The sequence below is a fragment of the Acidovorax sp. BL-A-41-H1 genome (genome assembly GCF_051942715.1).
On the sequence record NZ_JBPVJQ010000015.1, the window covers coordinates 1 to 25673 of the forward strand.

A 25673-nucleotide genomic window follows, 5' to 3' on the forward strand; every position below is an offset into this window, starting at 1 on the left:
CCCGCGTTCCCAACCCTTATTGAACAAGGAAAACATCATGAAATACGCACGTGCCCTCGCTTTCGCCGCTGTTGCCGGCATCACTATCGTCACTGCCACGGGCTGCTCGGTGGCCCGCGAGCAACAGACCGTGGGTTCCTATGTGGACGACGCGGGCATCACCACCGCCGTCAAGGCCAAGATGGTCGAAGACAAGAGCGTATCGGCCAGCTCCATCAGTGTGGAGACACTCAACGGCACGGTGCAGCTGTCGGGCTTTGCTAAGTCGCAGGCCGAGAAGAACCAGGCCGAAAACATCGCCCGCAACACCAAACATGTGCGCGAAGTACGCAATAGCATCGTTGTGCGGCCCTGAGCAGGAGGCTTGATGTGATGCTCGGGCGGGCGATTGGCCAGCCTGGCATTGGCACTTTCTATACAGCAGGTACCAGGCATGCACTGGTGCCTGTTTTTTCTTGCGCATTGCTGCGCCCCAGATAGGCTTCACACCATGCAGGTATTCAATTGCGACCACTGCGGCCATCTGGTCTTTTTCGATAGCGTGCAGTGCCTGCATTGCGGCAGCGCGCTGGCCTTCGTGCCCGATGTGTTGACAATGGTGGCTCTGGTTCCTGCATCGCAGGACGGCGCCGATCTGTGGCGGCGCAGAGGCAGGCGTGACAGTGCCGACTACAGCGGTCGCCTGTACCGCATGTGCCGCAACCATACAGAGTACCAAGCTTGCAACTTTGCGATACCCGCCAACGACTACACCGAACTGTGCGTGTCCTGTCGGCAGACTCGGGTGAAGCCTGATCTGACCGAAGCGGCCAACCTGGGCCGCTGGATGCAGATCGAGAGCGCCAAGCGGTGGCTTTACTACAGCTTGGCGCGCATGGGCCTGGAGCCCGCGCCCGGGCGCAGCGGCCCCGTGTTCGACCTGCTGGCCGAGGTGCCAGGAGGCCCGCCGGTGCTCACGGGCCACCACAACGGCACCATCACGCTCAACGTGGCCGAGGCGGACGATGACGAGCGCGCGCGCCGCCGCATCGCGCTGGGCGAGCCCTACCGCACACTCATCGGCCACTTGCGCCACGAGTCAGGCCATTTCTACTGGGACCAGCTGGTGCGGGACGGCGGGTGGCTGGATGACTTTCGCCAGCGGTTTGGCGATGAGCGCCAGGACTATGCCGCCGCGCTGGAGGCCCACTACGCCAAAGGCAACGATGGCGGCGATTGGGCCAAGAACTACGTCAGCGCCTATGCCGCAGCCCACCCCTGGGAAGATTGGGCCGAGACCTGGGCCCATTACCTGCACATGATCGACCTGCTGGAGACATCGGCCAGCTACGCCACCGAGGTCACCGTGCCCGGCATCTACGGCGCGCAGCACAGCCGGGCCGTCGATCCCTTTGACGCCCCGGCGCCCGACTTCGACACCATGCTGCGGCACCTCGTGCCCCTGACGCTGCTGCTCAACAGCCTCACGCGCAGCCTGGGGCAGCTGGATGCCTACCCTTTTGCCCTGGCCGAGCAGGCACTCGCCAAGCTCCGTTTTGTGCACGACGTGGTGCGCGCCGCAGGCCAGCGGCAGGCGGCTCCCGCTGCAGCGGTGGCTACCCGGCAGCAGGCCCCTGCACCTGCTGCTCCGGGTGCTATAAAAAATATAGCTAATAAGTAAATGGGGACAGGCGGTAAAGCCTGTTTTTGCCCAGTATTGGTGGTTGGGGCCTGGAATTTGCTTGGTGTGAGCAGCACCACACAGACTCCAGGAAGGACATCCCCATGCTGAGCCGCACTGCTGATCACCTGTTCTGGATGGCGCGCTACACCGAGCGGGCAGAAAAGTCCTGCGCAGCAGGGCTTTCGACACAACACCGCCAGCGTGCGCAGTACGCCCGGGGTTCTCTGCCCCCGTTGAACAAGGAGGCTGTATGTTGAGCCGCACTGCCGACCATCTGTTCTGGATGGCGCGCTACACCGAGCGGGCAGAGAACACCGCCCGCATGCTGGATGTGAACTACCAGAGCGCGTTGCTGCCCCAATCCGCCGACATGGCCCTGCAGGGCTGGCAGGGCCTGCTGTCCATCAGCGAACTGCTGCCTGCCTACACGGCCCAACACGGCGATGTGAACCCGGCCAAGGTGCTGGACTTCATGGTCAAGGACCCGTCCAACCCTTCGTCCATCGTGGCCTGTCTGCAGGCCGCGCGCGAGAACGCGCGGGCTGTGCGCGGCGCGCTCAACACCGAGGCCTGGGAGATCCAGAACCAGACCTGGCTGGAGGTGAACCGGCTGATCGCCAGTGGTGCGCTGGAGAGCGATCCGGCGCATTTTTTTGAGTGGGTGAAGTTCCGCTCGCACCTGTCGCGGGGCGCGACGGTGGGCACGATGCTGCAGGACGAAGCCCTGCACTTCATGCGCCTGGGAACGTTTCTGGAGCGGGCCGACAACACGGCGCGCCTGCTGGATGTGAAGTTCCACGCCGTGCAGAGCGACTTCATGGGCGCGGCCACCGCGCAGGACCAGGACCATGACTTCTACCACTGGAGCGCCGTCCTGCTGAGTGTTTCGGGCTTCGAGACCTACCGCAAGGTCTACCGCGACGTGATCACGCCCGAGCGCGTGGCCGAGCTGCTGATCCTGCGGGCCGACATGCCCCGATCACTGCACGCCTGCATGAAGGAGGTGCTGGGCAACCTCGACATGCTGGGCAGCAGCCAGTCGGGCGAGACGCAGCGGCATGCAGGGCGGTTGTTGGCGCACCTCAAGTTTGCGCGCATCGACGAAATCTTCACCAACGGCCTGCATGCCTACCTCACGCAGTTCCTGGAGCGGGTGAACGACCTGGGCGCGCGGATCAGCCGGGATTTCCTGGTGCCCGCGGCAGTGTGAGGGGTGCGTCTGGTGTAGTCAGTGCAGCGGCCGCAGCAGTAGCGGCCGTGGCTTCGGGCACCGGCTCCACCGTCACCCCCACCTGCAGCACATGGTGGTCGCCGCCATGGATCACGCCGCGCAGCGGCGACACATCGGCATAGTCGCGCCCGATGGCCAGCGTCACATAGTCCTCGCCCGCAGCGCGGTCGTTGGTCGGGTCCAGGTCCCACCACGCCGCGCTGTCCGGCGCATCGCCGTCCTGCCCGGCCGGTGGCGACCACACCGACACCCAGGCGTGCGAGGCATCGGCGCCGACCAGCCGGGGCTGGCCCGGTGGGGGCGCGGTCAGCAGGTAGCCGCTCACATACCGGGCTGCCAGTCCCAGGCTGCGCAGGCAGCCGATCATCACATGGGCAAAGTCCTGGCACACGCCCCGGCGCAACCGCAGCGATTCGAGTGCGGGCGTACCCGCGTCGGTGGCGTGAGCGGTGTAGGCAAAGTCCGCGTGGATGCGCGCCATCAGGTCGCGTGCTGCCTCCATCAGCGGGCGCCCCGGCGAAAAACTCGCCTGGGCATAGGCCACAAAGTCGGCGTGCCGGGGGATGTAGGGCGAGGCAAAGCTGAATTCGGTGGCCGGGTGGTAGGGCATGCCCCGCCGGTAGATCAGCCGCTCGCGCACTGCCTCCCAGGGCTCGCCGGGTGGGGCGGGCGGCGGCGGGGTGGTCTCCAGCAAGGTCTCGGCACGCACAAGCAGCCGCTCGTGGGTAAAAGGCAGACTGAAAAACGCGCGGGTGTTGCCAAACACGTCCTGCGTGGCTTCGCACTGGGCCGGGGCGGGGTCGATCTGCAGCGCGTGGGTGAGCACGCGCTGCACCACACCGGTGCGTGGCCGCAAATGGGCCATGTGCTGGGCGTTCTGCACTGCGGGCGTGTACTGGTACACCGTTTCGTGGATGACGCGCAGTTTCATAGGAATCCAGGCTTGGAGACTGAAGGCTGTGTGTGAAACCGGCACGCCCGAGGCCAGGGCAGCCGAGCAAGGGCCGCCCCGCAGCGAGGGCTGCGTCCCCCTTGAGGGGGAAGGTGCCGCAGGCGAATCAGGGGGGGGAGCACTTCAAGCCCCCACGCTGTGCCGCAGCGCGTCGGCCGAGTGGGTGAAATAGCGCGTGGCTAGCAGATCCGACAGGCCCATCACGCCCCGCACACAAGCCCCCAGGTATTGCTCCAGTGCGGCGTACCGGCCCTCGGCGTCCTGGGCGCACAAGGCCGCCAGCGACAGCTCGGACGCTTCGGGAATGCCTGTGGCGGCCGACTCGCCCGGCGTGCCTGCAGCCGCCTCGATCTTGGCAATGCGCCCGCGCAGCGTTTGCGCCACCCAGGCCAGCGACCGGGGGTTGTCGCGGTCGATCACCAGCAGGTCCAGCAGCGCGGGCATGTCGCGCCGCTGCTGGTACTGCGCGTGAAAGGTGATGGTGCTGTCAAACAGCCCCGTCATGGCCTCGAAGCCACTTTCATCGAACACTGCCCCGGTCTGCAGGCCGCCCTCCAGCGCCGCCGCCAGAAAACCCTGGCGCTCCAGGTGGCGGCCGATGGACAGCAGCCGCCAGCCATCGTCGCGCGTCATGCGGTCGGTCTGCTGGCCTGTCATGGCGGCGGTGCGGCCGCTCAGGGTTTCGAGCTGGCGCAGGGCCTCCAGCGGCGAATAGTCGCCGTCGTCAGTGCCGCCGTTGCCATTTGGGCGCTGCGCAAAAAACTCGGCTTCGGTGCTCACGATCAGGTGCCAGTGCTCCTGCGACAGGCGGTCGCGCACGGCCGATGCTGCCCCCAGGATGCCGCGCAGGTTGTAGCCCACGCTGGTGACCAGCGCGGGCTGGGTAAGCCCGGCGATGAGCGAGCGCTCGAACACGCGCCGCGCCTGCGTGGCGGGCGGCACCGACGGCAGCACCAGGCCCTGGCCCACGGCCAGGGTGCTGAGCCAGGCCAGCAGCGGCTGGGACGACTGGTCTTCGCCATTGAGGCACTGCAGCGCAATGCGCGCCAGGCGCGTGACGTTTTCGGTGCGTTCGGTGTAGCGGCCCAGCCAGAACAGGTTTTCGGCCGCACGGCTGGTCACTTGGCGGCTGCGGTGCACCACGGCGGGGGCATTCTGGTTGTGCGCGAGCAGCGTGGTGGTGTCCACCGGGCCATCGGTCTGCACCCACACATCGGCGCTGCTGCCGCCGCGCTGCATCGAGGCGATCTCGCGCTCGTCCGTGGCAATGCGCGCCAGCCCGCCGGGCAGCACGCGCCACGAGCCGGGGCCGTCGCACACGGCAAACACGCGCAGCATCACCGAACGCGGGGCGATGTGGCTGCCACCGCCACCATTGCCACCACCGCCTTCGGTGCGCCAGGTGGGCATCTGCGACAGCGGCAGGTAGGCCTGCACGGTGTATTCGTCGCCCTGGCCCTGGATGCGTTCCGTCCACCGGGCCAGGTCTTGCGGCGACAAGGTGCCGCCCAGCACTGGCGGGCGCTGCAGGCTGGGCCAGGTGGGCCGGATCACGCTGTGGGGCAGCTGGGGCAGCACGGCCTGCTGGGCTGCATGTTCGCCGCACCACCAGGTGGGCAGCGAGGGCAGGGCCAGCTCCTCGCCCAGCAGGTGGCGCGACAGCGCAGGCATGAAACCCAGCATGGCCGATGACTCCAGAAAGGCCGAGCCCGGCGCGTTGGCCACCAGCACATTGCCCGCGCGGATGGCCTGCAGCAGGCCGGGCACGCCCAGGCGCGAGTCGCTGCGCAGCTCCAGCGGGTCCAGAAACTCGTCGTCCAGGCGCTTGAGGATGCCGTGCACCGGCTGCAGGCCGTGCAGCGTCTTGAGGTACAGGCGCGCATCGCGCACGGTGAGGTCGTTGCCCTCCACCAGCGTGAGGCCCAGGTAGCGAGCCAGGTAGGCGTGCTCGAAGTAAGTCTCGTTGTACGGGCCGGGCGTGAGCAGCACGATGCGCGCATCCGCCCCCGCCGGGCTCATCTGCCGCAGCCCGTCGAGCAGTGCGCGGTAGGTGGCGGCCAGGCGCTGCACATGCATCTGGCTGAACGCCTCGGGGAACAGGCGCGAGATGAGCAGCCGGTTTTCCAGCAGATACCCCAGGCCCGATGGCGCCTGCGTGCGCTGCGTGACGACCCACCAGCTGCCCTGCGCGTCACGCGCCATGTCGAAGGCTGCAATCGGCAGGTGCGTGCCGCCCACGGGCTGCACGCCATGCATGGGGCGCAGGTAGCCGGGGTGGCCCTGCACCAGCGCGCTGGGCAGCAGGCCCGTGCGCAGCAACTCCTGCGGGCCATAGACATCGGCCATCACGCGGTCGAGCAGGCGCGCGCGCTGCAGCACGCCGCGTTCGATAAGCGCCCAGTCGTGCTGCGACAGGATCAGCGGGAACAGGTCCACCGACCAGGGCCGCTGCGGGCCGTCGGCGTCGGCATAGACGTTGTAGGTGATGCCGTTGTCGCGCACCTGGCGCTGCAGGCTCGCCATGCGCCGGTCCAGGTCGGGGAAGCCTTCAGGCCCCAGTTGTTCAAAAAAATCGGCCCATGGGCGCGACAGGCCTTGGTTATTTGCTATTGAAATGGGAGCTGATGTAGCGCCCGCGATGCGGTCGGTGGGAGCCGTGCGCGCGGGGGCCGCAGCGCCCCGAAGCTCGTCAAAATGCCCCGCCGCAGCGGTGGGCGCCAGCGCAGCAGCCAGCTGGGCCGCGCTTTCGGGGAGGTCGGTGGGCAAGAGGCGGTCGTTGGGGTTTGTCACTGCACTCGATTTTCGGGCATTTGGTCTCCGGCACTCTGCGGGTTACCCACCCCCGTCGAAAACGGCACGGCCCAGGCCAGAGATGCCGAGCAAGGGCCGCCCCGCAGCGAGGGCGTCGTCCCCCTTGGGGGGAAGGCGCGCAGCGACTCAGGGGGGGGCTTCTCTACGGCCTCATTTTTCGCCGCAGATCCAGCGTGAACGGAAACTCCCGGCTGCCCGGCAGCTCGATGGTCGCAGGTGGCACCGCCAGCCGCCCCGGCGTGTGCCCCATGCGCGAGAAGCGCGCCAGGCGGCGGCTTTCGGCCTCGTACGCGTTGACTGGGAAGGTGTCGTAGTTGCGCCCGCCCGGGTGCGCCACGTGGTACTGGCAGCCGCCCAGCGAGCGGTTCATCCAGGTGTCCACGATGTCGAACGTGAGCGGCGCATGCGCGCCAATGGTCGGGTGCAGGGCCGAGGGCGGGTTCCAGGCCTTGTAGCGCACACCGGCCACAAATTCGCCGGTCGTGCCCGTGCTTTGCAGCGGCAGCGGCTGGCCGTTGACGGTGACCACATGGCGGCTTTCGTTCATGCCCGTCACGCGCACCTCGATGCGCTCCAGCGACGAGTCCACATAGCGCACGGTGCCGCCCGCAGAGCCTTCCTCGCCCATCACATGCCAGGGCTCCAGCGCGTTGCGCAGGGTCAGCTCCACGCCCATCGATTGGACGGTGCCGACCATGGGGAAGCGGAATTCGAACTGTGGCGCAAACCAGGCGGGGTCGAACGCGTAGCCTGCAGTGTTCATCTCGGCCATCACGTCGTGCATGTCCTGCTGGATGAAGGTGGGCAGCATCCAGCGGTCGTGCAGCTCGGTGCCCCAGCGGGCGGCGGGCGCGCGGTAGGGCGCCTTCCAGAAGCGGGCGATCAGGGCGCGCAGCAGCAGCTGCTGCACCACGCTCATGTGGGCGTGGGGCGGCATCTCGAACGCGCGCAGCTCCAGCAGGCCCAGGCGACCGGTGCTGCTGTCGGGCGAGAACATCTTGTCGATGGAAAACTCGCTGCGGTGGGTATTGCCCGTCACGTCCACCAGGATGTTGCGCAGCGTGCGGTCCACCAGCCAGGGCGGCATGTCCTGGCCGTACAGGGCGCGGTTGGATTCGATCTCGCGCAGTGCGATCTCCAGCTCATACAGCTGGTCGTTGCGCGCCTCGTCCACGCGCGGCGACTGGCTGGTGGGGCCGATGAACAGGCCGCTGAACAGGTAGCTCAGGCTGGGGTGGTTGTGCCAGTACAGCAGCAGGCTGGCCAGCAGCTCGGGCTTGCGCAAGAACGGCGAGTCGGCCGGTGTGGCGCCGCCCATCACAAAATGGTTGCCGCCGCCGGTGCCGGTGTGGCGGCCATCGGTCATGAACTTCTCGGCCGACAGGCGCGTCTCCCACGCGGCCTGGTACAGAAACTCGGTGTGCTGCACCAGCTCCTTCCAATGGCTGGCGGGGTGGATGTTCACTTCGATCACGCCCGGGTCGGGCGTGACTGCCAGCACCTTCAGGCGTGCGTCGCGCGGGGGCGGGTAGCCTTCGAGCACGATCTTCATGCCCAGCTCTTCGGCCGTGGCTTCGATGGCGGCCAGCAGGTCCAGGTAGTCGTCCAGGCGTGCCAGGGGCGGCATGAACACGTACAAAACGCCGTACTTCTCGCCCACCTTCTCCGCCTTGGGGCCGCTGGCGCGGCGCGGGTCGCGCACCTCCACGCACAGGGCGGTGCGTGACAGGCCTGCGGCCGACTGGAACTTGCCCGGGGGCTGCACGCCCGCATGGGGGTCGGGTTGCCCTGCCTGGCGCGCGTGGTCGCCGCCCGCAGTGCCTTGCGCCATGCGGCGTGCCTCGCCCGGTGCGGTGGCGCCCGCCAGGTAGGGCAGGTCGCGGTCGCCGGTGACAGGGCCCGCTGGAACGGAATACCGCGCACGCAGCGTGGTCGCAGCGGCCAGCGGGCCCTGGGGTGCAGTCGGGTCTTGCGGGATCAGGTGATCGGTGTCCGACGCCTTCACCCAGGGCAGGGCGTCCAGCGGCAGGCGGTAGCCCATGGGCGAATCGCCGGGGATGAGCAGCATGCGGTCGTCGCGGAAGAACCACGGCCCCGTGCTCCATACGCTGCCTGCCAGCGTGCCATTGCCTACGCCCGCCTGCAGCGGCAGCACATAGCCCACCACGCTGTCGAGCTTTTGTTCGAACACGCGGCGCAGGCGGGCGCGCTCCAGCTCGTCGTCCAGGCGTGCGTCAAACGGGTCCACGTTGATGGGCAGGCGCCGCTCGCGCCACAGGTAGTAGAAGGTGTCTTCGTACCCTGGCTGGATGTAGCGATCAGTGATGCCCAGCTTGCGCGTGAGGTGGCGCACAAAACGCTCGGCGTCGGCGCTGGTGTAGTGCGAGGGGTCGCGCTCGTCGGCAAACAGCGCGGGGTTCTGCCACGCGGGCTGTCCATCAGAGCGCCAGCAGATGGACAGCGCCCAGCGCGGCAATTGCTCGCCCGGGTACCACTTGCCCTGGCCAAAGTGCAGAAAGCCGCCCTGGCCGTATTCGGCGCGCAGCTTGTGCGTGAGTTCGGTGGCAAAGCCGCGCTTGGTGGGGCCCAGCGCGTCGGTGTTCCACTCGGGCGCGTCGCGGTCGCCCACGGCCACAAAGGTGGGCTCGCCGCCCATGGTCAGGCGCACATCGCCCGCCACCAGGTCGGCGTCCACCTGCTCGCCGAGGGCCAGCACGGCCTGCCACTGGTCTTCGGTGTAGGGCTTGGTCACGCGGGGTGATTCGTAGACGCGCGTCACGCGCATCTCGTGGCTGAATTCCACCTCGGCCTTGTCCACACCGCCTTCAATCGGCGCGGCCCCGGAGGGTTGGGGCGTGCAGGCCAGCGGGATGTGGCCCTCACCCGCCATCAGGCCGCTGGTGGCATCCAGGCCAATCCAGCCTGCGCCGGGCAGATAGACCTCGCACCAGGCGTGCAGGTCGGTGAAGTCGTGGTCGGTGCCGCTGGGGCCGTCGAGCGCCTTCACGTCCGGCGTGAGCTGGATCAGGTAGCCCGACACAAACCGTGCCGCCAGCCCCAGGTGGCGCAGCAGTTGCACCAGCAGCCAGCCCGAGTCGCGGCACGAGCCGCTGGCCTTTTGCAGCGTCTCCTCGGGCGTCTGCACGCCGGGCTCCAGGCGGATCAGGTAGCGGATGTCTTGCGATACCTGCTGGTTGAGCTTGACCAGGAAATCGATGGTGCGCTGCTTGCTGCGGTCGATCTTGTCCAGATAGGCCCGCACCAGCGGCGTCATCGGCTCGGTGGCCAGGTAGGGCGCCAGCTCCTGCTGCACATCGCTGTTGTACTTGAAAGGGATGTTCTCGGCCTCGGGCTCCAGGAAGAAGTCGAAGGGGTTGTACACCGCCATCTCCACCACCAGGTCCACCGTGACCTTGAACTCGCGCGTCTTCTCGGGGAAGACCAGCCGCGCCTGGTAGTTGGCAAACGGGTCCTGCTGCCAGTTGATGAAGTGCTGCGCGGGCTCAACCTTGAGCGAATACGAAATCACATTGCTGCGGCAATGGGGCGCAGGCCGCAATCGAATGGTCTGCGGCCCGAGGCCGACCAGCCGGTCGTATTGGTAATGCGTGACGTGGTGGAGCGCGGCGTGGATGGGCATATGCAGGCCATGCTAGCAAGTCCCGAGCCATCGCGGGCAACTATTCCGGGGGCGGTGACAAGTGGTCATCGGCTGTTCACAATGTGCGGTCCGTGCCCCGCTGCCGGGGCTGTCTCTCTTTAGCTGATCGCGCACCAACTTGGTGATGCCTCTTTTCACCCATGTCCCACTCCCCCCAACTTGTGCTCCTGCCCGGCCTGGCCGCCGATGAACGCATGTGGCGCGGCGTGCTGCCGCTGCTGCCCGCCGCGCTGCGCCCCGAGGTCGCCACCGCCCACCAGGATGTGAACTTGCATCGCATTGAGGACTTTGCCGCCCGGCTGCTGGCGCAGCACGCGGGGTCGCTGGTGCTGGCGGGCGCGTCGATGGGCGGCATGGTCGCCATAGAGGCCGCACGCCAGGCGCCGCAGCGGGTCGCAGGGCTCGCGCTGCTGGGCACCACAGCGCGGCCCGAGACGCCCGACATGCGCGCCCTGCGCGAAGGCGCCATTGAGCTGTTTGAACAGGGCCGCGTGCGCGAGGTCATCGAGCCCAACGTGGCCCTGGCCTTCCACCCCGTGAATGCCGCCAACACGGACCTAGTGCAGGCCTACCTGGACTTTGTGCTGGACGCGGGCCCCGACCACCTGGTGCGCCAAAACCGCGCCGTGATCCATCGGCCCGATGCGCGGGTGCATCTGCCGCAGGTGGCCAGCCCCGTGCTGGTGGTGTGTGGCGCGGCCGACCAGCTCACACCGCCCGAATGCTCGGCAGAGATTGCGGCGCTGGTGCCCGGCGCCGAACATCACCTGCTGCCCGACAGCGGCCACATGCTGACCATGGAGCAGCCCGAGGTGGTGACCCGCCTGCTGGTGCAGTGGCTGGGCCGCAACGGGTGGATTTGATCTGGGGTTTGAGGCTTTTTCGGCCGCTACCGCGCGATGGGTAAGCGCTGATAGCTATGAAATTAGTAGCTAATCAAAACTCCAGGTTGTCAATCAGCCGTGTGCTGCCCAGCCGCGCGGCGCCCAGTGCCACCAGCGTGCCCGCCGCATCGCTGGCTGTGGCGGGCAACAGGTCGGCGCGGCGGCGCACGGTGAGGTAGTCAGGCGCCCAGCCGCGTGCGCGCAGGGCGTCCAGGGCCAATGTCTCCAGCAGGTTGCGGTCGCTCGGGGCGGTGCCCAGCCACTGCTGCGCCAGCCGCTGCAAAGCTTGCGACAGGGCCACGGCCTCTTGCCGCTCTTCTAGGCCCAGGTAGCCATTGCGCGAACTCAGCGCCAGACCATCGGCCGCCCGGCAGGTCTCGCCCGCCACGATCTCGATGGGCAGCGCAAACTGCCGCACCATGTGGCGGATCACCATGAGCTGCTGGTAGTCCTTCTTGCCAAACACCGCTGTGCCGCCTGTCTGGCCCAGTACGCAGGCAAACAGCTTCATCACCACCGTGCTCACGCCCACAAAAAAGCCGGGGCGAAAGTGCCCCTCCAGCATGTCGGCGAGCTGCGGGTCGGGGTGCACCTTGAAGGTCTGGGGCTCGGGATACAGGTCCGTCTCGCGCGGGGCAAACAGCACATCGCAACCGGCGGCCTGGAGCTGTGCACAGTCGGCCTCCCAGGTGCGGGGGTAGCTGTCAAAGTCCTCGTGCGGCAAGAACTGCAGGCGGTTCACAAAGATGCTGGCCACGGTCACATCGCCCAGGGGCTTGGCCTGGCGCACCAGGGCAATGTGCCCCTCATGCAGGTTGCCCATGGTGGGCACAAAGGCCGGGCGGCGGTAGGGGGCCAGGGCCTGGCGCAGGTCGGCAATGGAGCGGGCAATCAGCATGGTTTCGGAGGGATCAGAGAAAGGAAGGAAAAGGGCTTACCAGGCGTGTACAGCGTTGTCCGGGAAGCGCCCTTGCTTCACCGCCTGCACATAGGCCTCCATGGCGCCGCGCACGCTGCCTGCGTCCTGCATGAAGTTGTGCACAAACTTTGGCATCTTCCCGAGGTTCATGCCCAGCATGTCGTGCAACACCAGCACCTGCCCGGCCGTGCCGTTGCCCGCGCCGATGCCGATGGTGTGACAGTGCGGCAGCTCGGCCGTGAGGTTGGCGGCCAGCACGGCGGGCACCATCTCCAGCACCAGCATGGCGGCGCCTGCGTCCTGCAGTTCGTGCGCCTCTTTGCGCAGCGTGCGGGCGGCATCGTCGGTCTTGCCCTGCACGCGGTAGCCGCCCAGGGCATGCACCGTCTGCGGCGTGAGGCCCAGGTGGGCGCACACCGGCACGCCGCGCTGCACCAGGAATTCCACTGTGGCCGCCGTCCAACCGCCACCTTCGAGCTTGACCATGTGCGCCCCCGCCTGCATCAGCACACAGGCGCTGCGCAGCGCCTGCTCGCGGCTTTCGGCGTAGGTGCCGTAGGGCAGGTCGGCCACCAGCCAGGCCGTGCCCTGCACGCGGTGCAGGCCGCGTGCCACGCTGGCTGTGTGGTAGGCCATGGTGTCGAGCAGCACGCCCACGGTGCTGGGCAGGCCCTGGCACACCATGCCCAGCGAATCGCCCACCAGGATGCATTCCACCCCCGCCGCGTCGGCCACGGCCGCAAAGGTGGCGTCGTAGGCGGTGAGCATGGTGATCTTCTCGCCTGCGGCGCGCATCTGCGCCAGGCGCGGCAGGCTCACGGGCTTGCGCTGGGGCAGGGGCGATGCAGGCGGCAGCGTGCCGTAGGGCGTGGCAGAAACAGGGCTGGTGGTGGTCACGGGGCTCGGCGGGGCCAAAAAATTGCCGCGAGTCTATGCGACCAATACTGGGTGTACTTATTGGTTTCCGGCCCCGGGCCAGCGGCCCGTGTTGGCGCAGTGGCCTTTGCGTTCCCGGTATGCTCGCGGCCCATGACAGCAGCGTTACCCCCCGCGAAAAGCACCATGAGAGACAACGACGAAGTGAAGGCCCTGGCCCAGGCCGATGTGGCCCGCGCCCTGGCCGAAGACGTGGGCACCGGCGACCTCACCGCCGGCCTGATCGACCCCGCCCGCCGCGCCCGCGCACGCATCCTGGCGCGCGAAGCCGCCGTGATCTGCGGCGCCCCTTGGGCTGAAGCCGCGCTGCGCGCCCTCGACCCCACGGTGCAGATCACCTGGCATGTGGCCGAAGGCCAGCGCTGCGCTGCCGACCAGGTGGTGCTGGAGATTGAGGGCCAGGCCCGCGCACTGCTGAGCGCCGAGCGCACCGCGCTCAACTTTCTGCAGCTGCTCTCGGCCGTGGCCACCAAGACCCGTACCTATGTGGACGTGGTGGCCGGCACGCGCGCCCAGATCGTCGATACGCGCAAGACTCTGCCCGGCCTGCGCCTGGCGCAAAAGTACGCCGTGCGCGTGGGCGGCGGCACCAACCACCGCATTGGTCTGCACGATGCGGTGCTGATCAAAGAGAACCACATTGCCGCTGCGGGAGGTGTGACCGCCGTGCTGCGCGCGGCGGACAAGGTGGCGTCACAGGCAAAGTTCATCGAGATCGAAGTTGAAACCCTGGAGCAGCTGACCGAAGCGCTGAATGCGGGCGCCAAGATGGTCCTGCTGGACAACATGCCCTTGGTCCAGCTGCGCGAGGCCGTGCGCATCAATGCGGGTCGCGCCATCCTCGAAATTTCGGGCGGGGTCACGCTCGATGGCCTGCGCGAACTGGCCGAGACCGGCGTGGACCGCATCTCCATCGGCACGCTCACCAAGGACGTGAAGGCCACCGACTTTTCCATGCGCCTGCAGGAGCTGGCATGACCACCGCAACCCTGAACCGCATTGACGTCGAATACGAGCAGCCTGACGAGGCAGCATCGGGCGCCGTCTGTTCCACCAAACATGCCTGGGCGCGTGTGCCGCCCGAGCCCACCCAGGCTGAGCGTGTCGCGCTCAAGGACAAGATCCGGCGCCTGCTCAAGGAAAAGAACGCGGTCATGGTGTCGCACTACTACGTGCACCCGGACCTGCAGGACCTGGCCGAGGAAACCGGCGGCCTGGTGAGCGACTCGCTGGAGATGGCCCGTTTTGGCCGCGACCACGCGGCGCAAACCCTGGTGGTGAGCGGCGTGCGGTTCATGGGCGAAACGGCCAAGATCCTGAGCCCGGAAAAGACCGTGCTCATGCCCGACCTGGACGCCACCTGCTCGCTGGACCTGGGCTGCCCCATCGACGAATTCAGCGCGTTCTGCGATCAGCACCCCGACCGCACCGTGGTGGTCTACGCCAACACCAGCGCGGCCGTGAAGGCGCGCGCGGACTGGCTGGTGACTTCCAGTTGCGCACTCGACATCGTGAGCGCGCTCAAAGCCGCAGGCCAGAAAATCCTGTGGGCGCCCGACCGCCATCTGGGCGCCTACATCCAGCGCGAGACCGGCGCCGACATGGTGTTCTGGAACGGTGCCTGTATCGTGCACGACGAGTTCAAGGCGCTGGAGCTGGAGCTGCTGAAGAAGCAGCACCCACAGGCCAAAGTGCTGGTCCACCCCGAGAGCCCCGCCGACGTGGTGGCCCTGGCCGACGCCGTGGGCTCCACCAGCGCCATCCTCAAGGCCGCGCGCGAGATGGATGCCACCGAGTTCATCGTGGCCACCGACAACGGCATGATGCACAAGCTGCGCACGCTCAACCCTGGCAAGACGTTTTACGAAGCCCCCACGGCGGGCAACAGCGCCACCTGCAAAAGCTGCGCGCACTGCCCCTGGATGGCGATGAACGGCCTGGCCGACGTGGCCCGCGTGCTGGAGACCGGTGCGAATGCCGTGCATGTGGACCCGGCGCTGATCCCGCGCGCACGCCAGCCGATTGACCGCATGCTGGCCTTCACGGCTGCGCTCCGGAATGGTCAGCCGACCGGCGCACTGGTGCCGCACCTGGGGGCCGCCTGAGGGTTCTCTAGAACCGGATGCTCTGTTATTGATAGCTAACTATGTCCACTGGTCAGGCACCAGTGGCCTTTTTGTTTGTGATTTCCCGCATTGATTTCACCCAGCCGCTGGACCCCGGCGCCCCGCGCCTGCGCCACGCCTTTGGCACACCGCGCGAAGTGCTGGCCGCCCATGCGCTGCACGAGGTGCGTGGCGTGCTGGATGCCGTGTTTGCGGCCGCGCAACAAGGCCGCTGGTGTGTGGGCTGCGTGCGTTACGAGGCGGCTGCCGCCTTCGATGCGGCACTGCTGACCCACGCGGCCGACGGCCCGCTGGCCTGGTTTGCGGTGTACGACGCGCCGCTGCCCTGGCCCGCGTGCGATGACGGCCAAGGTGCAGAACCACCCGCGCAGGTGACGTGGAACGACAGCCCCGACCGCACCCCTTTTGATGCCGCGCTGGCGCAGATCCAGCAGGCGATTGCGGCGGGCGAGCTGTACCAGGTCAACCACACCGCCCCCCTTCGCGGCACGCTGCAAGGCTCGGCCCCAGCCCTGTTTGCCGCACTGCTGCGCGCCCAGCCGGGCGGGTATGCGGCGCACATCGACACCGGGGGCGAGCAGGTGCTGTCGGTCTCGCCCGAACTGTTCTTTGACTGGCAGGATGCGCCCGGGGGCGGCCACATCCTGGCCCGCCCCATGAAAGGCACCGCCCCGCGCGGCGCCACGCCCGAAGAGGACGCGCAGCAGGCCGCGCACCTGCGCACGGCGCCCAAGGAGCGTGCCGAGAACGTGATGATCGTGGACCTGCTGCGCAACGACCTGTCGCGCATTGCGCAGCCCCACAGCGTGCGTGTGCCCGTGCTGTTTGCCACCCAGGCCCTGCCCACCGTGTGGCAGATGACCTCGGACGTGACCGCGCGCACGCGGCCCGGCACCACGCTCACGGACGTGTTTGCCGCGCTGTTCCCCTGCGGCTCCGTCACCGGGGCGCCCAAGGTGCGCGCCATGCAGATGATCCACGCACTGGAAGGCGCACCACGCGGCGTGTACTGCGGCGCCGTGGGTGTGGTGCGCCCGGCCAGCCCGCCCGATGCGCGAGGCCAGCATGCGGTGGCCGCGACCTTCAACGTGCCCATCCGCACCGTGGTGCTGCGTCCTGAAGGCAGCACCGTTCGCGCCACCTGTGGCATTGGCAGCGGCATCACTTCGGGGGCGTTGGCCGATGCCGAGTGGAATGAGTGGCAGCACAAGCGCGCGTTTGTGGAGCGCGCGAGCCAGCCCTTTGACCTGCTCGAAACCCTGGCGTTGCAGGCGGGCGTTTTCCGGCACCGGGACGAGCACCTGGCGCGCCTGCAATCAGCGGCTGCACATTTCGGCGTGCCCTGGGATGCAGCGGCTGTGTCGCAATGCCTGCAGGCGCTGGCGGCAGACCATGCCGACGGCGCCTGGCGCGTGCGCCTGCTGCTGGGCGCCACGGGCGTGCCCCGGGCCGAGGCCTTTGCCCTGCTGCCCACGCAGGAGCCCGTGCGCTTGCAACTGGCAAAGAGTGCTTTTGCCGAAGCCCACAGCGAATTTGTGCGCTACAAGACCACGCGCCGCGCGCACTACGCGGCGTTTGCGCCCACCGCGCCCGGTGTGTTCGACACCGTGCTGTGGAACGCGGCAGGTGAGATGACCGAGAGCACCTTCGGCAACATTGCCGCGCTCATCGATGGGCGGTGGGTGACACCGCCCCTGTCCTGCGGCCTGCTGCCCGGCGTGGGCCGCGCCGTGGCGCTGCGCGAGGGACGGGTGGTGGAGGCGGTGCTGCGTGTGGCCGATGTGCCCCGGGTGCAGGGCTGGGCCTTCATCAACAGCCTGCGCGGCTGGCTGGCCGCCGAGCTGGAGAGTGAATAGAAAATTTGAATGAAATAGGCCCCCAGCGCCCGTGGATCAAGCGCTGGCTGCTATCCAATTTTCAGAGCCGTTCCTTCACATAGCTCGGCCGGTCCATGTCCACGATCTCCACGCTCAGCTGCACCATCACGCCCTGCGGCCGGGGCGTGCGTTCGCGCAGCACGGCGGCAATGCGGCCCGCCAGCTCGGTCTTGGCCTCGGGCGTGCGGCCCGCCAGCAGGCGCAGCTGCGCATGCACAAAGGCGCGGTTGGCCGGGGCCGTGCCAATCTCGAAGCTGTCGGCCACGATGAAGCGCGTCTTCAGGTCGGCCTCGTCCTGCACCTGGGGGTGGGCACACAGTGTGGCGTTGAGGGCGGTCAGGGTTTCGGCCTCGGGGTAGTGGGGCAGGTTGGCAGAGTACTCGATGGTCAGGTGGGGCATGGGGGGCTCGCGGTAGAGAGAGAAGTCGGGCTGGTTGGCGTCAACGGGCACCGGGGCCGTTGATGGTACTGCCGTGGGCTGCCGCCAGTGCATGCAGCGCGCCGAGCAGCTGTGCCACATCGTCCGTGGTGTGCGCGGCCGACAGCGCAATGCGCAGCCGCGCGGTGCCCGCAGGCACCGTGGGCGGGCGGATGGCGGGCACCCACAGGCCCCGGGCACGCAGGCCGTCCATCACGGCCAGGGCGGCTTGGTTGCTGCCGATCACGAGCGCCTGCACGGGTGTCTGCGAGGGCAGCAAGTGCCAGCCGAGGGCCGCGGGCAGTGTGTCCAGGCCCTGGCGCAACTGCGCGATGAGCCTGTCCAGATGTGCGCGCCGGTCGTCGGCCGCCTCCATGATCCGCAGGCTCTGGCGCAGCGCGCTGGCCAGCAGTGGCGGCGCCGCAGTGGCAAAGATGTAGGTGCGGGTCTTTTGCAGCAGCCATTCGATGAGCGCAGCATCCCCCGCCACAAATGCGCCGGCCACACCGGCCGCCTTGCCCAGCGTGGCCATGTAGAGCACGCGTCGCGAGGCGTTGGGCCCCGTCAGCCCGGCCTGTGCCAGGCTGCCGCGCCCCTGCGGTCCCAGCACGCCCAAGCCATGGGCGTCGTCCAGCAGCAGCAGCGCGTCGTAGTGCTCGCACAGCGCCAGCAGGGCGGGGATGTCGATCAGGTCGCCGTCCATGCTGAACACCGCGTCGCTGATCACCAGCTTGCGTCGCGCGGGGCTGGCGGCGAGCTGCGCTTCGAGTGCGGCCAGGTCGGCATGCGGATAGCGGTGGATGGTGGCGCGCGACAGGCGGGCACCGTCGATCAGGCAGGCGTGGTTGAGCGCATCGGAGAACAGCGCGTCGCCGTCGCCCACCAGCGCCGGGATGATGCCGGTGTTGGTGGCATAGCCCGCGTAGAAGTACAGCGCGCGGGGCAGTTGCACAAAGGCGGCCAGTTCGTGCTCCAGCGCATCGTTGGCGGCGCTGTGGCCGCTGACCAGGGGCGAGCCGCCCGAGCCCACGCCAAAGTGGTGGGTGGCTTCGCGCGCCGCCTCGGCGAGCGCGGGGTGGCTGGCCAGGCCCAGGTAGTCATTGCTGCAAAAAGCCAGCATGGTCTGGCCGTCCACCCGCAGGCGCGCGCCGCCAGCAGGCTCCACCACGCGGCGGCGGCGCAGCAGGTGGGCGCGCTCGATGTCGGCCAGGCGCGCTGGAATCTCGTCCAGCCACGAGGGCTGGGGTGCCGTGCGGCTTGTCATTGCCAGTCCTTGGGCAGGTCAAACACCAGGCTGCCGGGTTCGGGCAGGTCCTGGTAGGGCACCTCGGCCAGCAGCGGGGCGTTGAGGCGTGCGCGCAGGTAGGCGATGTTCTCGTCGGCGGCGCCCATCTCCGGGTCGATGCGGTTGGCCACCCAGCCCGCCAGCGTGAGGCCGCGCGCGTGAATCGCCTCGGCCGTGAGCAGGGCGTGGTTCAGGCAGCCCAGGCGCAGGCCCACCACCAGCACCACGGGCAGGGCCAGCGCCTGGGCGAGGTCGGCGCCTGTGAGCGTGTCGGTGAGCGGCACGTGGAAGCCGCCCGCGCCCTCCACCACCACGGCATCGGCCTGGGCGGCCAGCGCCTGGTAGCTCGCAACGATGGTGGCGATGTCGATCTCTACACCCGCCCGTGCGGCCGCAATGTGGGGCGAGAGCGGGTCGGGCAGCAGCACGGGGTTGTCCAGCGCGGGCGGCACGGCCAGGGTGGAGGCCGAGCGCAGCGCGATCGCGTCTTCGCTGGCCCAGTCCTCACCCCAGGGCACCAGGCCCGCCGCCACGGGCTTCATGCCCACCACGCGGCGGTGGTGGCGTGCCAGCGCATGCAGCAGCCCGGCGGACACCAGCGTCTTGCCGACACCGGTGTCGGTGCCGGTCACAAAACATCCCATCATCAACTTTCCTCCTGCAGGGTGGCGTTCAGCGCATCGAGCGCGCCGCTGGCAAGGCATTGCACGGCCTCGTCGTCGAGCACATAGGGCGGCATGGCATACAGCGTTTTCCCGATGGGCCGCAGCACCAGCCCCCGCGCCATGGCGTGCTGGTGGTAGCGGCGCGCAAAGTCGGGCAGCGTGGTGTCCACATCCCAGGCCCAGATCATTCCGAGGCTGCGCGCATGGCGCACACGTGGATGCTGTGCCAAGGGTGCGCACGCCGCATCGATGCGTTGCGCCAGCGCCTTGCTGGCGTTCAGCGCATCCAGTTGCTCAAACAGTTCCAGCGTGGCCAGCGCCGCGCGGCAGGCCAGCGGGTTGCCGGTGTACGAGTGCGAATGCAGAAAGCCGCGCGCCACATCATCGTCGTAGAACGCGGCATACACCGCGCCCGTCGTCAGCACGGCCGACAGCGGCAGCGTGCCGCCCGTGAGGCCCTTGGACAGGCAGATGAAATCCGGCCGGATGCCCGCCTGCTGGTGCGCGAACATCGTGCCCGTGCGGCCAAAGCCCACGGCGATCTCGTCCACCACCAGGTGCACCTCGTAGCGGTTGCACAGCGCACGCGCCAGGCGCAGGTATTCGGGGTCGTGCAGGGCCATGCCAGCGGCGCATTGCACCAGGGGCTCGACGATGAAGGCTGCGGTGGTGCTGTGGTGCTCCTGCAGCCATGCCTCCAGCGCCGCAGCGGCGCGCCGGGCTACGTCTTGCGCGGTTTCGCCCGGGGCGGCGCCGCGTGCATCGGGGCTGGGAACGGTGTCGGCCAGGCGCACCAGCGGGGCATAGGCCTCGCGGAAGATCGCGATGTCGGTCACGGCCAGTGCGCCCACGGTTTCTCCATGGTAGCCGCCAGCCAGGCCCACAAAGCGGCTTTTGGCGGGGCGGCCTGTGTTGCGCCAGTAGTGCGCGCTCATCTTCAGCGCAATTTCGGTGGCAGCGGCACCGTCGCTGCCGTAGAACGCATGGCCCAGGCCGGTGAGTGCGGCCAGCCGTTCGGACAGCTCCACCACAGGCGCATGGGTGAAGCCCGCCAGCATCACATGGTCCAGCCGGCCCAGCTGGTCCACCAGCGCGGCCTGGATGTGCGGGTGGCTGTGGCCGAACAGGTTGACCCACCAGGAGCTGATGCCGTCCAGGTAACGCTGGCCATCGGTGCCATGGAGCCACGGCCCTTGCGCGCGGGCAATGGCCACGGGCGGCTGGGCTTCGTGCCGCTTCATCTGGGTGCAAGGGTGCCAGACGGCGGCCAGACTGCGGGCCACCAGCCCGTCGTGTTTTGGCTGCATGGTTACAGGGCCTGGGTGGGCACCGCGTGGCGCAGCCCGGTCTGGCGGTTGTGCTCGTCCACAAACACCAGCTGCGGCCGGTGCGTGCTCACCTGGTCTTCATGCACCTGCGCAAAGGCCGCAATGATGATGAGGTCGCCTGCGGACGCGCGGCGTGCGGCCGAGCCGTTCACCGAGATCATGCCGCTGCCGCGCTGGCCCTTGATGGCATAGGTGACAAAACGCTCGCCGTTGTTGATGTTCCAGATGTGAATCTGCTCGTTCTCGGCGATGTTGGCCGCGTCGAGCAGGTCCTCGTCGATGGCGCAGGAGCCTTCGTAGTGCAGTTCGCACTGGGTCACGGCCACGCGGTGGATCTTGGATTTGAGCAGGGTGCGGAACATCGGGCTTCCTTCAGTGAAGTCTGTGAATGGGGGGCCTGCCGGCGGCAGGGCCGTGGCCGGTCAGGGCTGTGGAAAGTCCAGCATGCAGCTGTCGCCCAGCGCTTCGCGCCACACGCGCACGCGGCTCACGCTGGGGCGCAGGTCGGCGGGCAGGGCCTGGGCGATGAAAACGCACAGGTTCTCCAGCGTGGGGGTGCCCAGGCCGGGCACGTCGTCCAGCATGTGGTGGTCCAGCTGCTCGCGCACCACCTCCAGGCCCCGGCGCAGCAGGCCCAGGTCCAGCACCATGCCGGTGGCCGGATCGCGCGGGCCGCTCAGAAAGACTTCGGCGTGGTAGGTGTGGCCGTGCACGCGGCGGCTGCCTTCGGCCTCGATTTCGCGGCGCAGGGTGTGGGCGGCGTCGAAGAAGAAGCGCTGGGAGATGGTGAACAACATACGGGAACCAAAAAAAGAAAGCCGCTCACCGGATGCCGGTGAGCTTGTGGGTTTGCAGGCTCAGTCGCCATGCGGGGTGGGCCAGGCAGGCATCAATGCAGGCGGCAGTGTTCTGTCGCTGCAGCAGGCCGTCCATGGGCTGCAGGAATCGGTGGGTGAACTGCGTGTCCTGCTCCAGCGCCAACAGGTCAAATCCGGGCTGGGGCCAGACAAGCTTCAACTCCTGCCCGCTGCGCTGCACCCAGGGCGCGCCCGCCTTGGGGCTGATGCACAGCCAGTCGATGCCTTCGGGCGCGGCCACGGTGCCGTTGCTTTCGACCGCGATGCGGAATTGCTGCGCGTGCAGGGCGTCGATGAGTTCACGGTCCACCTGCAGCAGCGGCTCGCCACCGGTCAGCACCACCAGGCGGTGGCCTGCGCCCGCAGGCCATTGGGCGGCGATCAGCTCCGCCAGTGCGGTGGCCGTCTCGAACTTGCCGCCCAGCGTGCCGTCCGTGCCCACAAAGTCGGTGTCGCAGAACTGGCAGATGGCCTGCGCGCGGTCCTGCTCGCGGCCCGTCCAGAGGTTGCAGCCCGCAAAGCGGCAGAACACGGCGGGTGTGCCCGCCTGGCCGCCTTCGCCTTGCAAGGTGTAGAAAATTTCTTTGACGCTGTAGGTCATCGGGGCACCGGAGGAACAAGGATGGTGGGGGCGGCAGGCGCTGCCACCTCGGGGTAATCGCGGCTGAAATGCAGGCCCCGGCTTTCGCGGCGCAGCTGGGCGCTTTTCACGATCAGGTCGGCCACCTGCACCAGGTTGCGCAGCTCCAGCAGGTCGCGTGTGATGTGGAAGTGGGCGTAGAACTCCTGGATCTCGCCCTGCAGCATGGCAATGCGGTGCGCGGCGCGCTCCAGGCGCTTGTTGGTGCGCACGATACCCACGTAGTCCCACATGAAGCGGCGCAGTTCGTCCCAGTTGTGGGAGATGACGACCGATTCATCCGCATCGGTCACGCGGCTATCGTCCCACGCGGGCACGGTGGGCAGTTCTGTGGTCGGGGCTGCAGCGATGGCCTGCGCAGCGGCGCGGGCGAACACCATGCATTCGAGCAGCGAGTTGCTGGCCAGCCGGTTGGCGCCGTGCAGGCCGGTGCAGGCGACTTCGCCCACGGCAAACAGGCCGGGCAGGTCGGTGCGGCCCGCGAGGTCGGTCAGCACGCCACCGCAGGTGAAGTGGGCGGTGGGCACCACGGGGATGGGTTCCTTGGTGATGTCGATGCCCAGCGATGCACAGTGCGCCAGGATGTTGGGGAAGTGCTCTTGCAAAAACGCGGGGCTCTGGTGCGAGATATCGAGGTGTACGCAGTCCAGCCCGTGTTTCTTCATCTCGAAGTCGATGGCGCGAGCCACCACGTCGCGTGGGGCCAGCTCGGCGCGCGGGTCGTGGTCCAGCATGAAGCGGGTGCCACCGGCCGAGGGGGGCAGCTTGAGTTGCCCGCCCTCGCCGCGCACGGCCTCGCTGATGAGGAAGGACTTTTCGTGCGGGTGGTAGAGGCCCGTGGGGTGGAACTGGATGAACTCCATGTTCGCCACGCGGCAGCCCGCGCGCCAGGCGGCGGCAATGCCGTCGCCCGTGGCGGTGTCGGGGTTGGTGGTGTACAGGTACACCTTGCCCGCGCCGCCCGTGGCCAGGATGGTTTGTGGCGCGCGGAATGTCACGACCTCGTCGGTGTCGCTGTCGAGCGCGTACAGACCCAGGCAGCGCTGGCCGGGCAGGCCGAGCTTGCGCGTGGTGATCAGGTCCACCAGCGTGTGCTGCTCGAACAGCGTGATGCCGGGGGTGCTGCGCACCACGTCGATCAGCGTGCGCTGCACGGCTGCGCCGGTGGCATCGGTCACATGGGCGATGCGGCGCGCGCTGTGACCGCCTTCGCGCGTCAGGTGCAGCTGGTCGCCTTCGAGTGTGAAGGGCACACCCAGCTCGCGCAGCCAGGCAATCGATGCGGGCGCGTTCTCCACCACAAAGCGGGTGGTGGCCAGGTCGCACAGGCCCGCACCGGCCACCAACGTGTCTTCGATGTGTGCGGCAAAGCTGTCGTCGTCGGCCAGCACGGCGGCAATGCCGCCCTGGGCCCAGCCGCTGGAGCCATCCTGCAGCGTGCGCTTGGTGATCACGGCCACGCGGTGGGTGGGCGCCAGGTGCAGCGCGGCCGAGAGACCGGCGAGGCCGCTGCCTACGATGAGAACGTCGAAGTCGTGGGATGCCATAAGGGGTCCGTAATTGCCGTTGGAAACGGCGCTGCTTCAGGCCAGTGCCACCGTGGAGCTGGCTTTGCCAGGCCACCGGTGGCGTCCCCCTCCCGAAGGAGAGGGGGAAGGCGCCGAAGGCGACTCAGGGGGTGTCATGCAGGTGTATAGGCGAGGCGCACGTAGATGGGTGCGAAGGCCTCGGCCTGCGTGATCTCGATCAGCGTCTCTTTGGCCAGCTCCAGCAGGGCGATGAAGGTCACCACCAGCACGGTGCTGCCTTTTTCGGGCTCGAAGAGTTCTTCAAACTCCACAAAGCGGCGGCCCTGCAGCGTCTTGAGCACCATGCTCATGTATTCGCGCACGCTCAACTCTTCGCGTGTGATCTTGTGGTGCTGCACGAGCTTGGCGCGCTTCAGAATGTCGCGCCATGCCTCTTGCAGCTCCACCACATGCACGTCGGGGAAGCGCGGCTGCAGGCTTTGTTCGATGTAGACCTGGGCCTTGAGGAAGTCACGGCCATACTGCGGCAACTGCCCCAGGCGGGCGGCGGCCATCTTCATCTGCTCGTATTCGAGCAGGCGGCGCACCAGCTCGGCGCGCGGGTCTTCGGGCTCCTCGCCGCCTTCCTGCTTTTTGGGCGGCAGCAGCATGCGCGACTTGATCTCGATGAGCATCGCCGCCATCAGCAAATACTCGGCCGCCAGCTCCAGGTTGCGGCTGCGGATCTCGTCTACATACGCCAGGTACTGCTTGGTCACCCCCACCATGGGGATGTCGAGGATGTTGAAATTCTGCTTGCGGATCAGGTACAGCAGCAGGTCCAGCGGGCCTTCAAAGGCTTCGAGGAAGACTTCGAGCGCGTCGGGCGGGATGTACAGGTCGTTGGGCAGCGCAAAAAGCGGCTCGCCATACAGGCGCGCTAGCGCCACCTGGTCCACCACGTCGGGCATGCCTGCCGCATCCAGGGCGGGCATGTCCGGCGAATCGGCCGTGTCGGCTGCGCTCGCGGTGGTCATGGGGTGCTATAAAAATATGAGCTATCAGCGCTTGATGGACAGGCGCAGAAGGCCAATTTGGTGCTTAATCCGCGTTCGTCTGGTAGACGTAGGGCTTCTGGGCCACCTGGCCCTCGCGGTACTCGCCCCAGATCTTGCGGTCTACCTGCTTGTCCCACAGCAGGGCGCGGCCGGCTTGCTGCTGCTGGTCCAGCTCGGGGCGGCTGGCCTTGAGCTGGTTGATGAACTGGGTGGCGTCGGACTGGTAGTCGGGGCGGCGGAAAATGGACATGGACTGTGAATCTCTTTCTTGGAACGCGTCAGGCACAGTGACGCACCAAAGGTCCAAGATTTTACCGGGACGAATTTATGCGCTTGATATATCGCGCCGCTGCCGTGGCAGCGGCCGCTTTTTCCCTGATCGCCCTCACCGCCTGCGACCCCCAGCGCATCAGCGAGCTGAAGGAAGGCGTATCGACCGAAGCCGACGTGCGCGATCGCTTTGGCGCGCCCGAAAACGTCTGGGACGAGCCCGGCGGCGCGCGCACCTTCGAGTACAACCGCCAGCCCGCGGGCCAGGTCAACTACATGATCACCATCGGGGCCGATGGCCGCATGACGGCACTGCGCCAGGTGCTCACGCCCGAGACCTTTGCACGCGTGTCGCCCGGCATGCGCATGGACGAGGTGCGCCGCCTGCTGGGCAAACCCGCCAAGTCCACGCCCTACGAGCTGAAGAAGGAGACCTGGGTGGACTGGCGCTATCTGGAGGCGCCCAACCAGGCCAAGGTGTTCACGGTGGTCCACGGGCCCGACCACGTGGTGCTGCGCACGCAGACCGGGGCGGACATGGATGCGCCGGAGTTCAAGGGCGGCAAGTAGGGCCTTTCAGCCTG

General features: G+C 67.9%; 23 protein-coding genes and 1 pseudogene. 9 read left to right on the forward strand and 15 right to left on the reverse strand.

All coding sequences use genetic code 11. The features are described from left to right. Positions 1–37 precede the first annotated feature (37 nt). From ACTPOI_RS26310 to ACTPOI_RS26325, 4 genes and pseudogenes are all read left to right on the forward strand, one after another. Positions 38–355, forward strand: a complete 318-nt coding sequence (locus ACTPOI_RS26310) for a BON domain-containing protein (RefSeq protein ID WP_063459148.1) — start codon at positions 38–40, stop codon at positions 353–355. Positions 356–490: 135 nt separating this feature from the next. Then, on the forward strand, positions 491–1660 hold the full coding sequence (locus ACTPOI_RS26315; RefSeq protein WP_440114727.1) for a zinc-binding metallopeptidase family protein: 1170 nt from the start codon (positions 491–493) through the stop codon (positions 1658–1660). Positions 1661–1764: 104 nt separating this feature from the next. Continuing rightward, positions 1765–1830, forward strand: a pseudogene (locus tag ACTPOI_RS26320) (alpha-E domain-containing protein); the annotation flags it as partial. A gap of 83 nt (positions 1831–1913) precedes the next feature. Then, positions 1914–2873 (forward strand): alpha-E domain-containing protein, encoded by a 960-nt coding sequence (locus ACTPOI_RS26325; protein ID WP_440114730.1) that lies wholly within the window; start codon positions 1914–1916, stop codon positions 2871–2873. Here ACTPOI_RS26325 and ACTPOI_RS26330 read toward each other — a convergent pair. From ACTPOI_RS26330 to ACTPOI_RS26340, 3 genes are all read right to left on the reverse strand, one after another. Next, the gene (locus ACTPOI_RS26330) at positions 2839–3825 is read right to left on the reverse strand and encodes a transglutaminase family protein (protein ID WP_094291308.1); all 987 of its coding nucleotides are present in this window, start codon (positions 3823–3825) and stop codon (positions 2839–2841) included. The genes ACTPOI_RS26325 and ACTPOI_RS26330 overlap by 35 nt on opposite strands. 144 nt (positions 3826–3969) lie before the next feature. Then, positions 3970–6612, reverse strand: a complete 2643-nt coding sequence (locus ACTPOI_RS26335; protein ID WP_440114734.1) for a circularly permuted type 2 ATP-grasp protein — start codon at positions 6610–6612, stop codon at positions 3970–3972. A 187-nt stretch (positions 6613–6799) separates the two neighbouring features. Beyond that, entirely contained in the window at positions 6800–10297 is a 3498-nt protein-coding gene (locus ACTPOI_RS26340; RefSeq protein ID WP_440114737.1) for a DUF2126 domain-containing protein, read from the reverse strand. 161 nt (positions 10298–10458) lie between these two features. On the opposite strand from ACTPOI_RS26340, the gene ACTPOI_RS26345 reads away from it, so the two are divergent. Further along, positions 10459–11181: an alpha/beta fold hydrolase gene (locus ACTPOI_RS26345; protein WP_440114740.1), complete on the forward strand. Its 723-nt coding sequence runs from the start codon at positions 10459–10461 to the stop codon at positions 11179–11181. 73 nt (positions 11182–11254) lie between these two features. Here ACTPOI_RS26345 and panC read toward each other — a convergent pair whose 3' ends face one another. Together panC and panB are read right to left on the reverse strand one after the other, a co-directional pair. After that, complete coding sequence (gene panC / locus ACTPOI_RS26350; RefSeq protein WP_440114743.1) at positions 11255–12100, reverse strand: pantoate--beta-alanine ligase; 846 nt, start codon at positions 12098–12100, stop codon at positions 11255–11257. 36 nt (positions 12101–12136) lie between these two features. Beyond that, a complete protein-coding gene (gene panB / locus ACTPOI_RS26355; protein ID WP_440114746.1) occupies positions 12137–13018 on the reverse strand; it encodes a 3-methyl-2-oxobutanoate hydroxymethyltransferase in 882 nt (293 codons plus the stop codon). Positions 13019–13183: 165 nt separating this feature from the next. Between panB and nadC the strand changes: the two genes are divergently transcribed. From nadC to ACTPOI_RS26370, 3 genes are read left to right on the forward strand one after another with little or no spacing between them, the layout of a single operon-like run. After that, a complete protein-coding gene (nadC, locus tag ACTPOI_RS26360) occupies positions 13184–14035 on the forward strand; it encodes a carboxylating nicotinate-nucleotide diphosphorylase (RefSeq protein ID WP_440114749.1) in 852 nt (283 codons plus the stop codon). Then, the gene (nadA, locus tag ACTPOI_RS26365; protein WP_440114752.1) at positions 14032–15162 is read left to right on the forward strand and encodes a quinolinate synthase NadA; all 1131 of its coding nucleotides are present in this window, start codon (positions 14032–14034) and stop codon (positions 15160–15162) included. The genes nadC and nadA overlap by 4 nt, the downstream gene beginning before the upstream one ends. A 41-nt stretch (positions 15163–15203) precedes the next feature. Next, complete coding sequence (locus ACTPOI_RS26370) at positions 15204–17039, forward strand: chorismate-binding protein (RefSeq protein ID WP_440114755.1); 1836 nt, start codon at positions 15204–15206, stop codon at positions 17037–17039. A gap of 61 nt (positions 17040–17100) precedes the next feature. On the opposite strand, the gene ACTPOI_RS26375 is transcribed toward ACTPOI_RS26370, so the two are convergent. From ACTPOI_RS26375 to ACTPOI_RS26420, 10 genes are all read right to left on the reverse strand, one after another. Next, entirely contained in the window at positions 17101–17460 is a 360-nt protein-coding gene (locus tag ACTPOI_RS26375; RefSeq protein WP_063458819.1) for a 5-carboxymethyl-2-hydroxymuconate Delta-isomerase, read from the reverse strand. Between the two features lie 40 nt (positions 17461–17500). Beyond that, entirely contained in the window at positions 17501–18742 is a 1242-nt protein-coding gene (bioF, locus tag ACTPOI_RS26380; RefSeq protein WP_440114759.1) for an 8-amino-7-oxononanoate synthase, read from the reverse strand. Further along, positions 18739–19410 (reverse strand): dethiobiotin synthase, encoded by a 672-nt coding sequence (gene bioD, locus ACTPOI_RS26385; protein WP_440114762.1) that lies wholly within the window; start codon positions 19408–19410, stop codon positions 18739–18741. The genes bioF and bioD overlap by 4 nt, the downstream gene beginning before the upstream one ends. After that, on the reverse strand, positions 19410–20735 hold the full coding sequence (bioA, locus tag ACTPOI_RS26390) for an adenosylmethionine--8-amino-7-oxononanoate transaminase (protein ID WP_440114765.1): 1326 nt from the start codon (positions 20733–20735) through the stop codon (positions 19410–19412). Before bioA ends, bioD begins: the two co-directional genes overlap by 1 nt. A 2-nt stretch (positions 20736–20737) precedes the next feature. After that, positions 20738–21118: an aspartate 1-decarboxylase gene (gene panD, locus ACTPOI_RS26395; RefSeq protein ID WP_252660501.1), complete on the reverse strand. Its 381-nt coding sequence runs from the start codon at positions 21116–21118 to the stop codon at positions 20738–20740. 60 nt (positions 21119–21178) lie between these two features. Further along, positions 21179–21553, reverse strand: a complete 375-nt coding sequence (locus tag ACTPOI_RS26400) for a 6-carboxytetrahydropterin synthase (protein WP_252660503.1) — start codon at positions 21551–21553, stop codon at positions 21179–21181. 25 nt (positions 21554–21578) lie between these two features. Then, entirely contained in the window at positions 21579–22214 is a 636-nt protein-coding gene (gene queE / locus ACTPOI_RS26405) for a 7-carboxy-7-deazaguanine synthase (protein ID WP_094291292.1), read from the reverse strand. Then, the gene (gene nadB, locus ACTPOI_RS26410) at positions 22211–23800 is read right to left on the reverse strand and encodes an L-aspartate oxidase (protein WP_440114770.1); all 1590 of its coding nucleotides are present in this window, start codon (positions 23798–23800) and stop codon (positions 22211–22213) included. The genes queE and nadB overlap by 4 nt, the downstream gene beginning before the upstream one ends. Before the next feature lie 134 nt (positions 23801–23934). After that, positions 23935–24798: a segregation and condensation protein A gene (locus ACTPOI_RS26415; protein ID WP_252660507.1), complete on the reverse strand. Its 864-nt coding sequence runs from the start codon at positions 24796–24798 to the stop codon at positions 23935–23937. A gap of 64 nt (positions 24799–24862) precedes the next feature. Next, positions 24863–25069, reverse strand: a complete 207-nt coding sequence (locus ACTPOI_RS26420; RefSeq protein WP_094291290.1) for a DUF3460 family protein — start codon at positions 25067–25069, stop codon at positions 24863–24865. 77 nt (positions 25070–25146) lie between these two features. Between ACTPOI_RS26420 and ACTPOI_RS26425 the strand changes: the two genes are divergently transcribed. Further along, on the forward strand, positions 25147–25659 hold the full coding sequence (locus tag ACTPOI_RS26425) for an outer membrane protein assembly factor BamE (RefSeq protein WP_440114774.1): 513 nt from the start codon (positions 25147–25149) through the stop codon (positions 25657–25659). Positions 25660–25673: the final 14 nt, after the last annotated feature.

Excerpts from the sequence above, each read along its gene's own strand:
- ACTPOI_RS26310 (WP_063459148.1), top strand. The coding sequence starts at position 38 with ATGAAATACGCACGTGCCCTCGCTTTCGCCGCTGTTGCCGGCATCACT.
- ACTPOI_RS26315 (WP_440114727.1), top strand. The coding sequence starts at position 491 with ATGCAGGTATTCAATTGCGACCACTGCGGCCATCTGGTCTTTTTCGAT.
- ACTPOI_RS26325 (WP_440114730.1), top strand. The coding sequence starts at position 1,914 with ATGTTGAGCCGCACTGCCGACCATCTGTTCTGGATGGCGCGCTACACC.
- ACTPOI_RS26330 (WP_094291308.1), bottom strand. The coding sequence starts at position 3,825 with ATGAAACTGCGCGTCATCCACGAAACGGTGTACCAGTACACGCCCGCA.
- ACTPOI_RS26340 (WP_440114737.1), bottom strand. The coding sequence starts at position 10,297 with ATGCCCATCCACGCCGCGCTCCACCACGTCACGCATTACCAATACGAC.
- ACTPOI_RS26345 (WP_440114740.1), top strand. The coding sequence starts at position 10,459 with ATGTCCCACTCCCCCCAACTTGTGCTCCTGCCCGGCCTGGCCGCCGAT.
- panC (WP_440114743.1), bottom strand. The coding sequence starts at position 12,100 with ATGCTGATTGCCCGCTCCATTGCCGACCTGCGCCAGGCCCTGGCCCCC.
- nadC (WP_440114749.1), top strand. The coding sequence starts at position 13,184 with ATGAGAGACAACGACGAAGTGAAGGCCCTGGCCCAGGCCGATGTGGCC.
- nadA (WP_440114752.1), top strand. The coding sequence starts at position 14,032 with ATGACCACCGCAACCCTGAACCGCATTGACGTCGAATACGAGCAGCCT.
- ACTPOI_RS26370 (WP_440114755.1), top strand. The coding sequence starts at position 15,204 with ATGTCCACTGGTCAGGCACCAGTGGCCTTTTTGTTTGTGATTTCCCGC.
- ACTPOI_RS26375 (WP_063458819.1), bottom strand. The coding sequence starts at position 17,460 with ATGCCCCACCTGACCATCGAGTACTCTGCCAACCTGCCCCACTACCCC.
- bioF (WP_440114759.1), bottom strand. The coding sequence starts at position 18,742 with ATGACAAGCCGCACGGCACCCCAGCCCTCGTGGCTGGACGAGATTCCA.
- bioD (WP_440114762.1), bottom strand. The coding sequence starts at position 19,410 with ATGATGGGATGTTTTGTGACCGGCACCGACACCGGTGTCGGCAAGACG.
- bioA (WP_440114765.1), bottom strand. The coding sequence starts at position 20,735 with ATGCAGCCAAAACACGACGGGCTGGTGGCCCGCAGTCTGGCCGCCGTC.
- panD (WP_252660501.1), bottom strand. The coding sequence starts at position 21,118 with ATGTTCCGCACCCTGCTCAAATCCAAGATCCACCGCGTGGCCGTGACC.
- ACTPOI_RS26400 (WP_252660503.1), bottom strand. The coding sequence starts at position 21,553 with ATGTTGTTCACCATCTCCCAGCGCTTCTTCTTCGACGCCGCCCACACC.
- queE (WP_094291292.1), bottom strand. The coding sequence starts at position 22,214 with ATGACCTACAGCGTCAAAGAAATTTTCTACACCTTGCAAGGCGAAGGC.
- nadB (WP_440114770.1), bottom strand. The coding sequence starts at position 23,800 with ATGGCATCCCACGACTTCGACGTTCTCATCGTAGGCAGCGGCCTCGCC.
- ACTPOI_RS26415 (WP_252660507.1), bottom strand. The coding sequence starts at position 24,798 with ATGACCACCGCGAGCGCAGCCGACACGGCCGATTCGCCGGACATGCCC.
- ACTPOI_RS26420 (WP_094291290.1), bottom strand. The coding sequence starts at position 25,069 with ATGTCCATTTTCCGCCGCCCCGACTACCAGTCCGACGCCACCCAGTTC.
- ACTPOI_RS26425 (WP_440114774.1), top strand. The coding sequence starts at position 25,147 with ATGCGCTTGATATATCGCGCCGCTGCCGTGGCAGCGGCCGCTTTTTCC.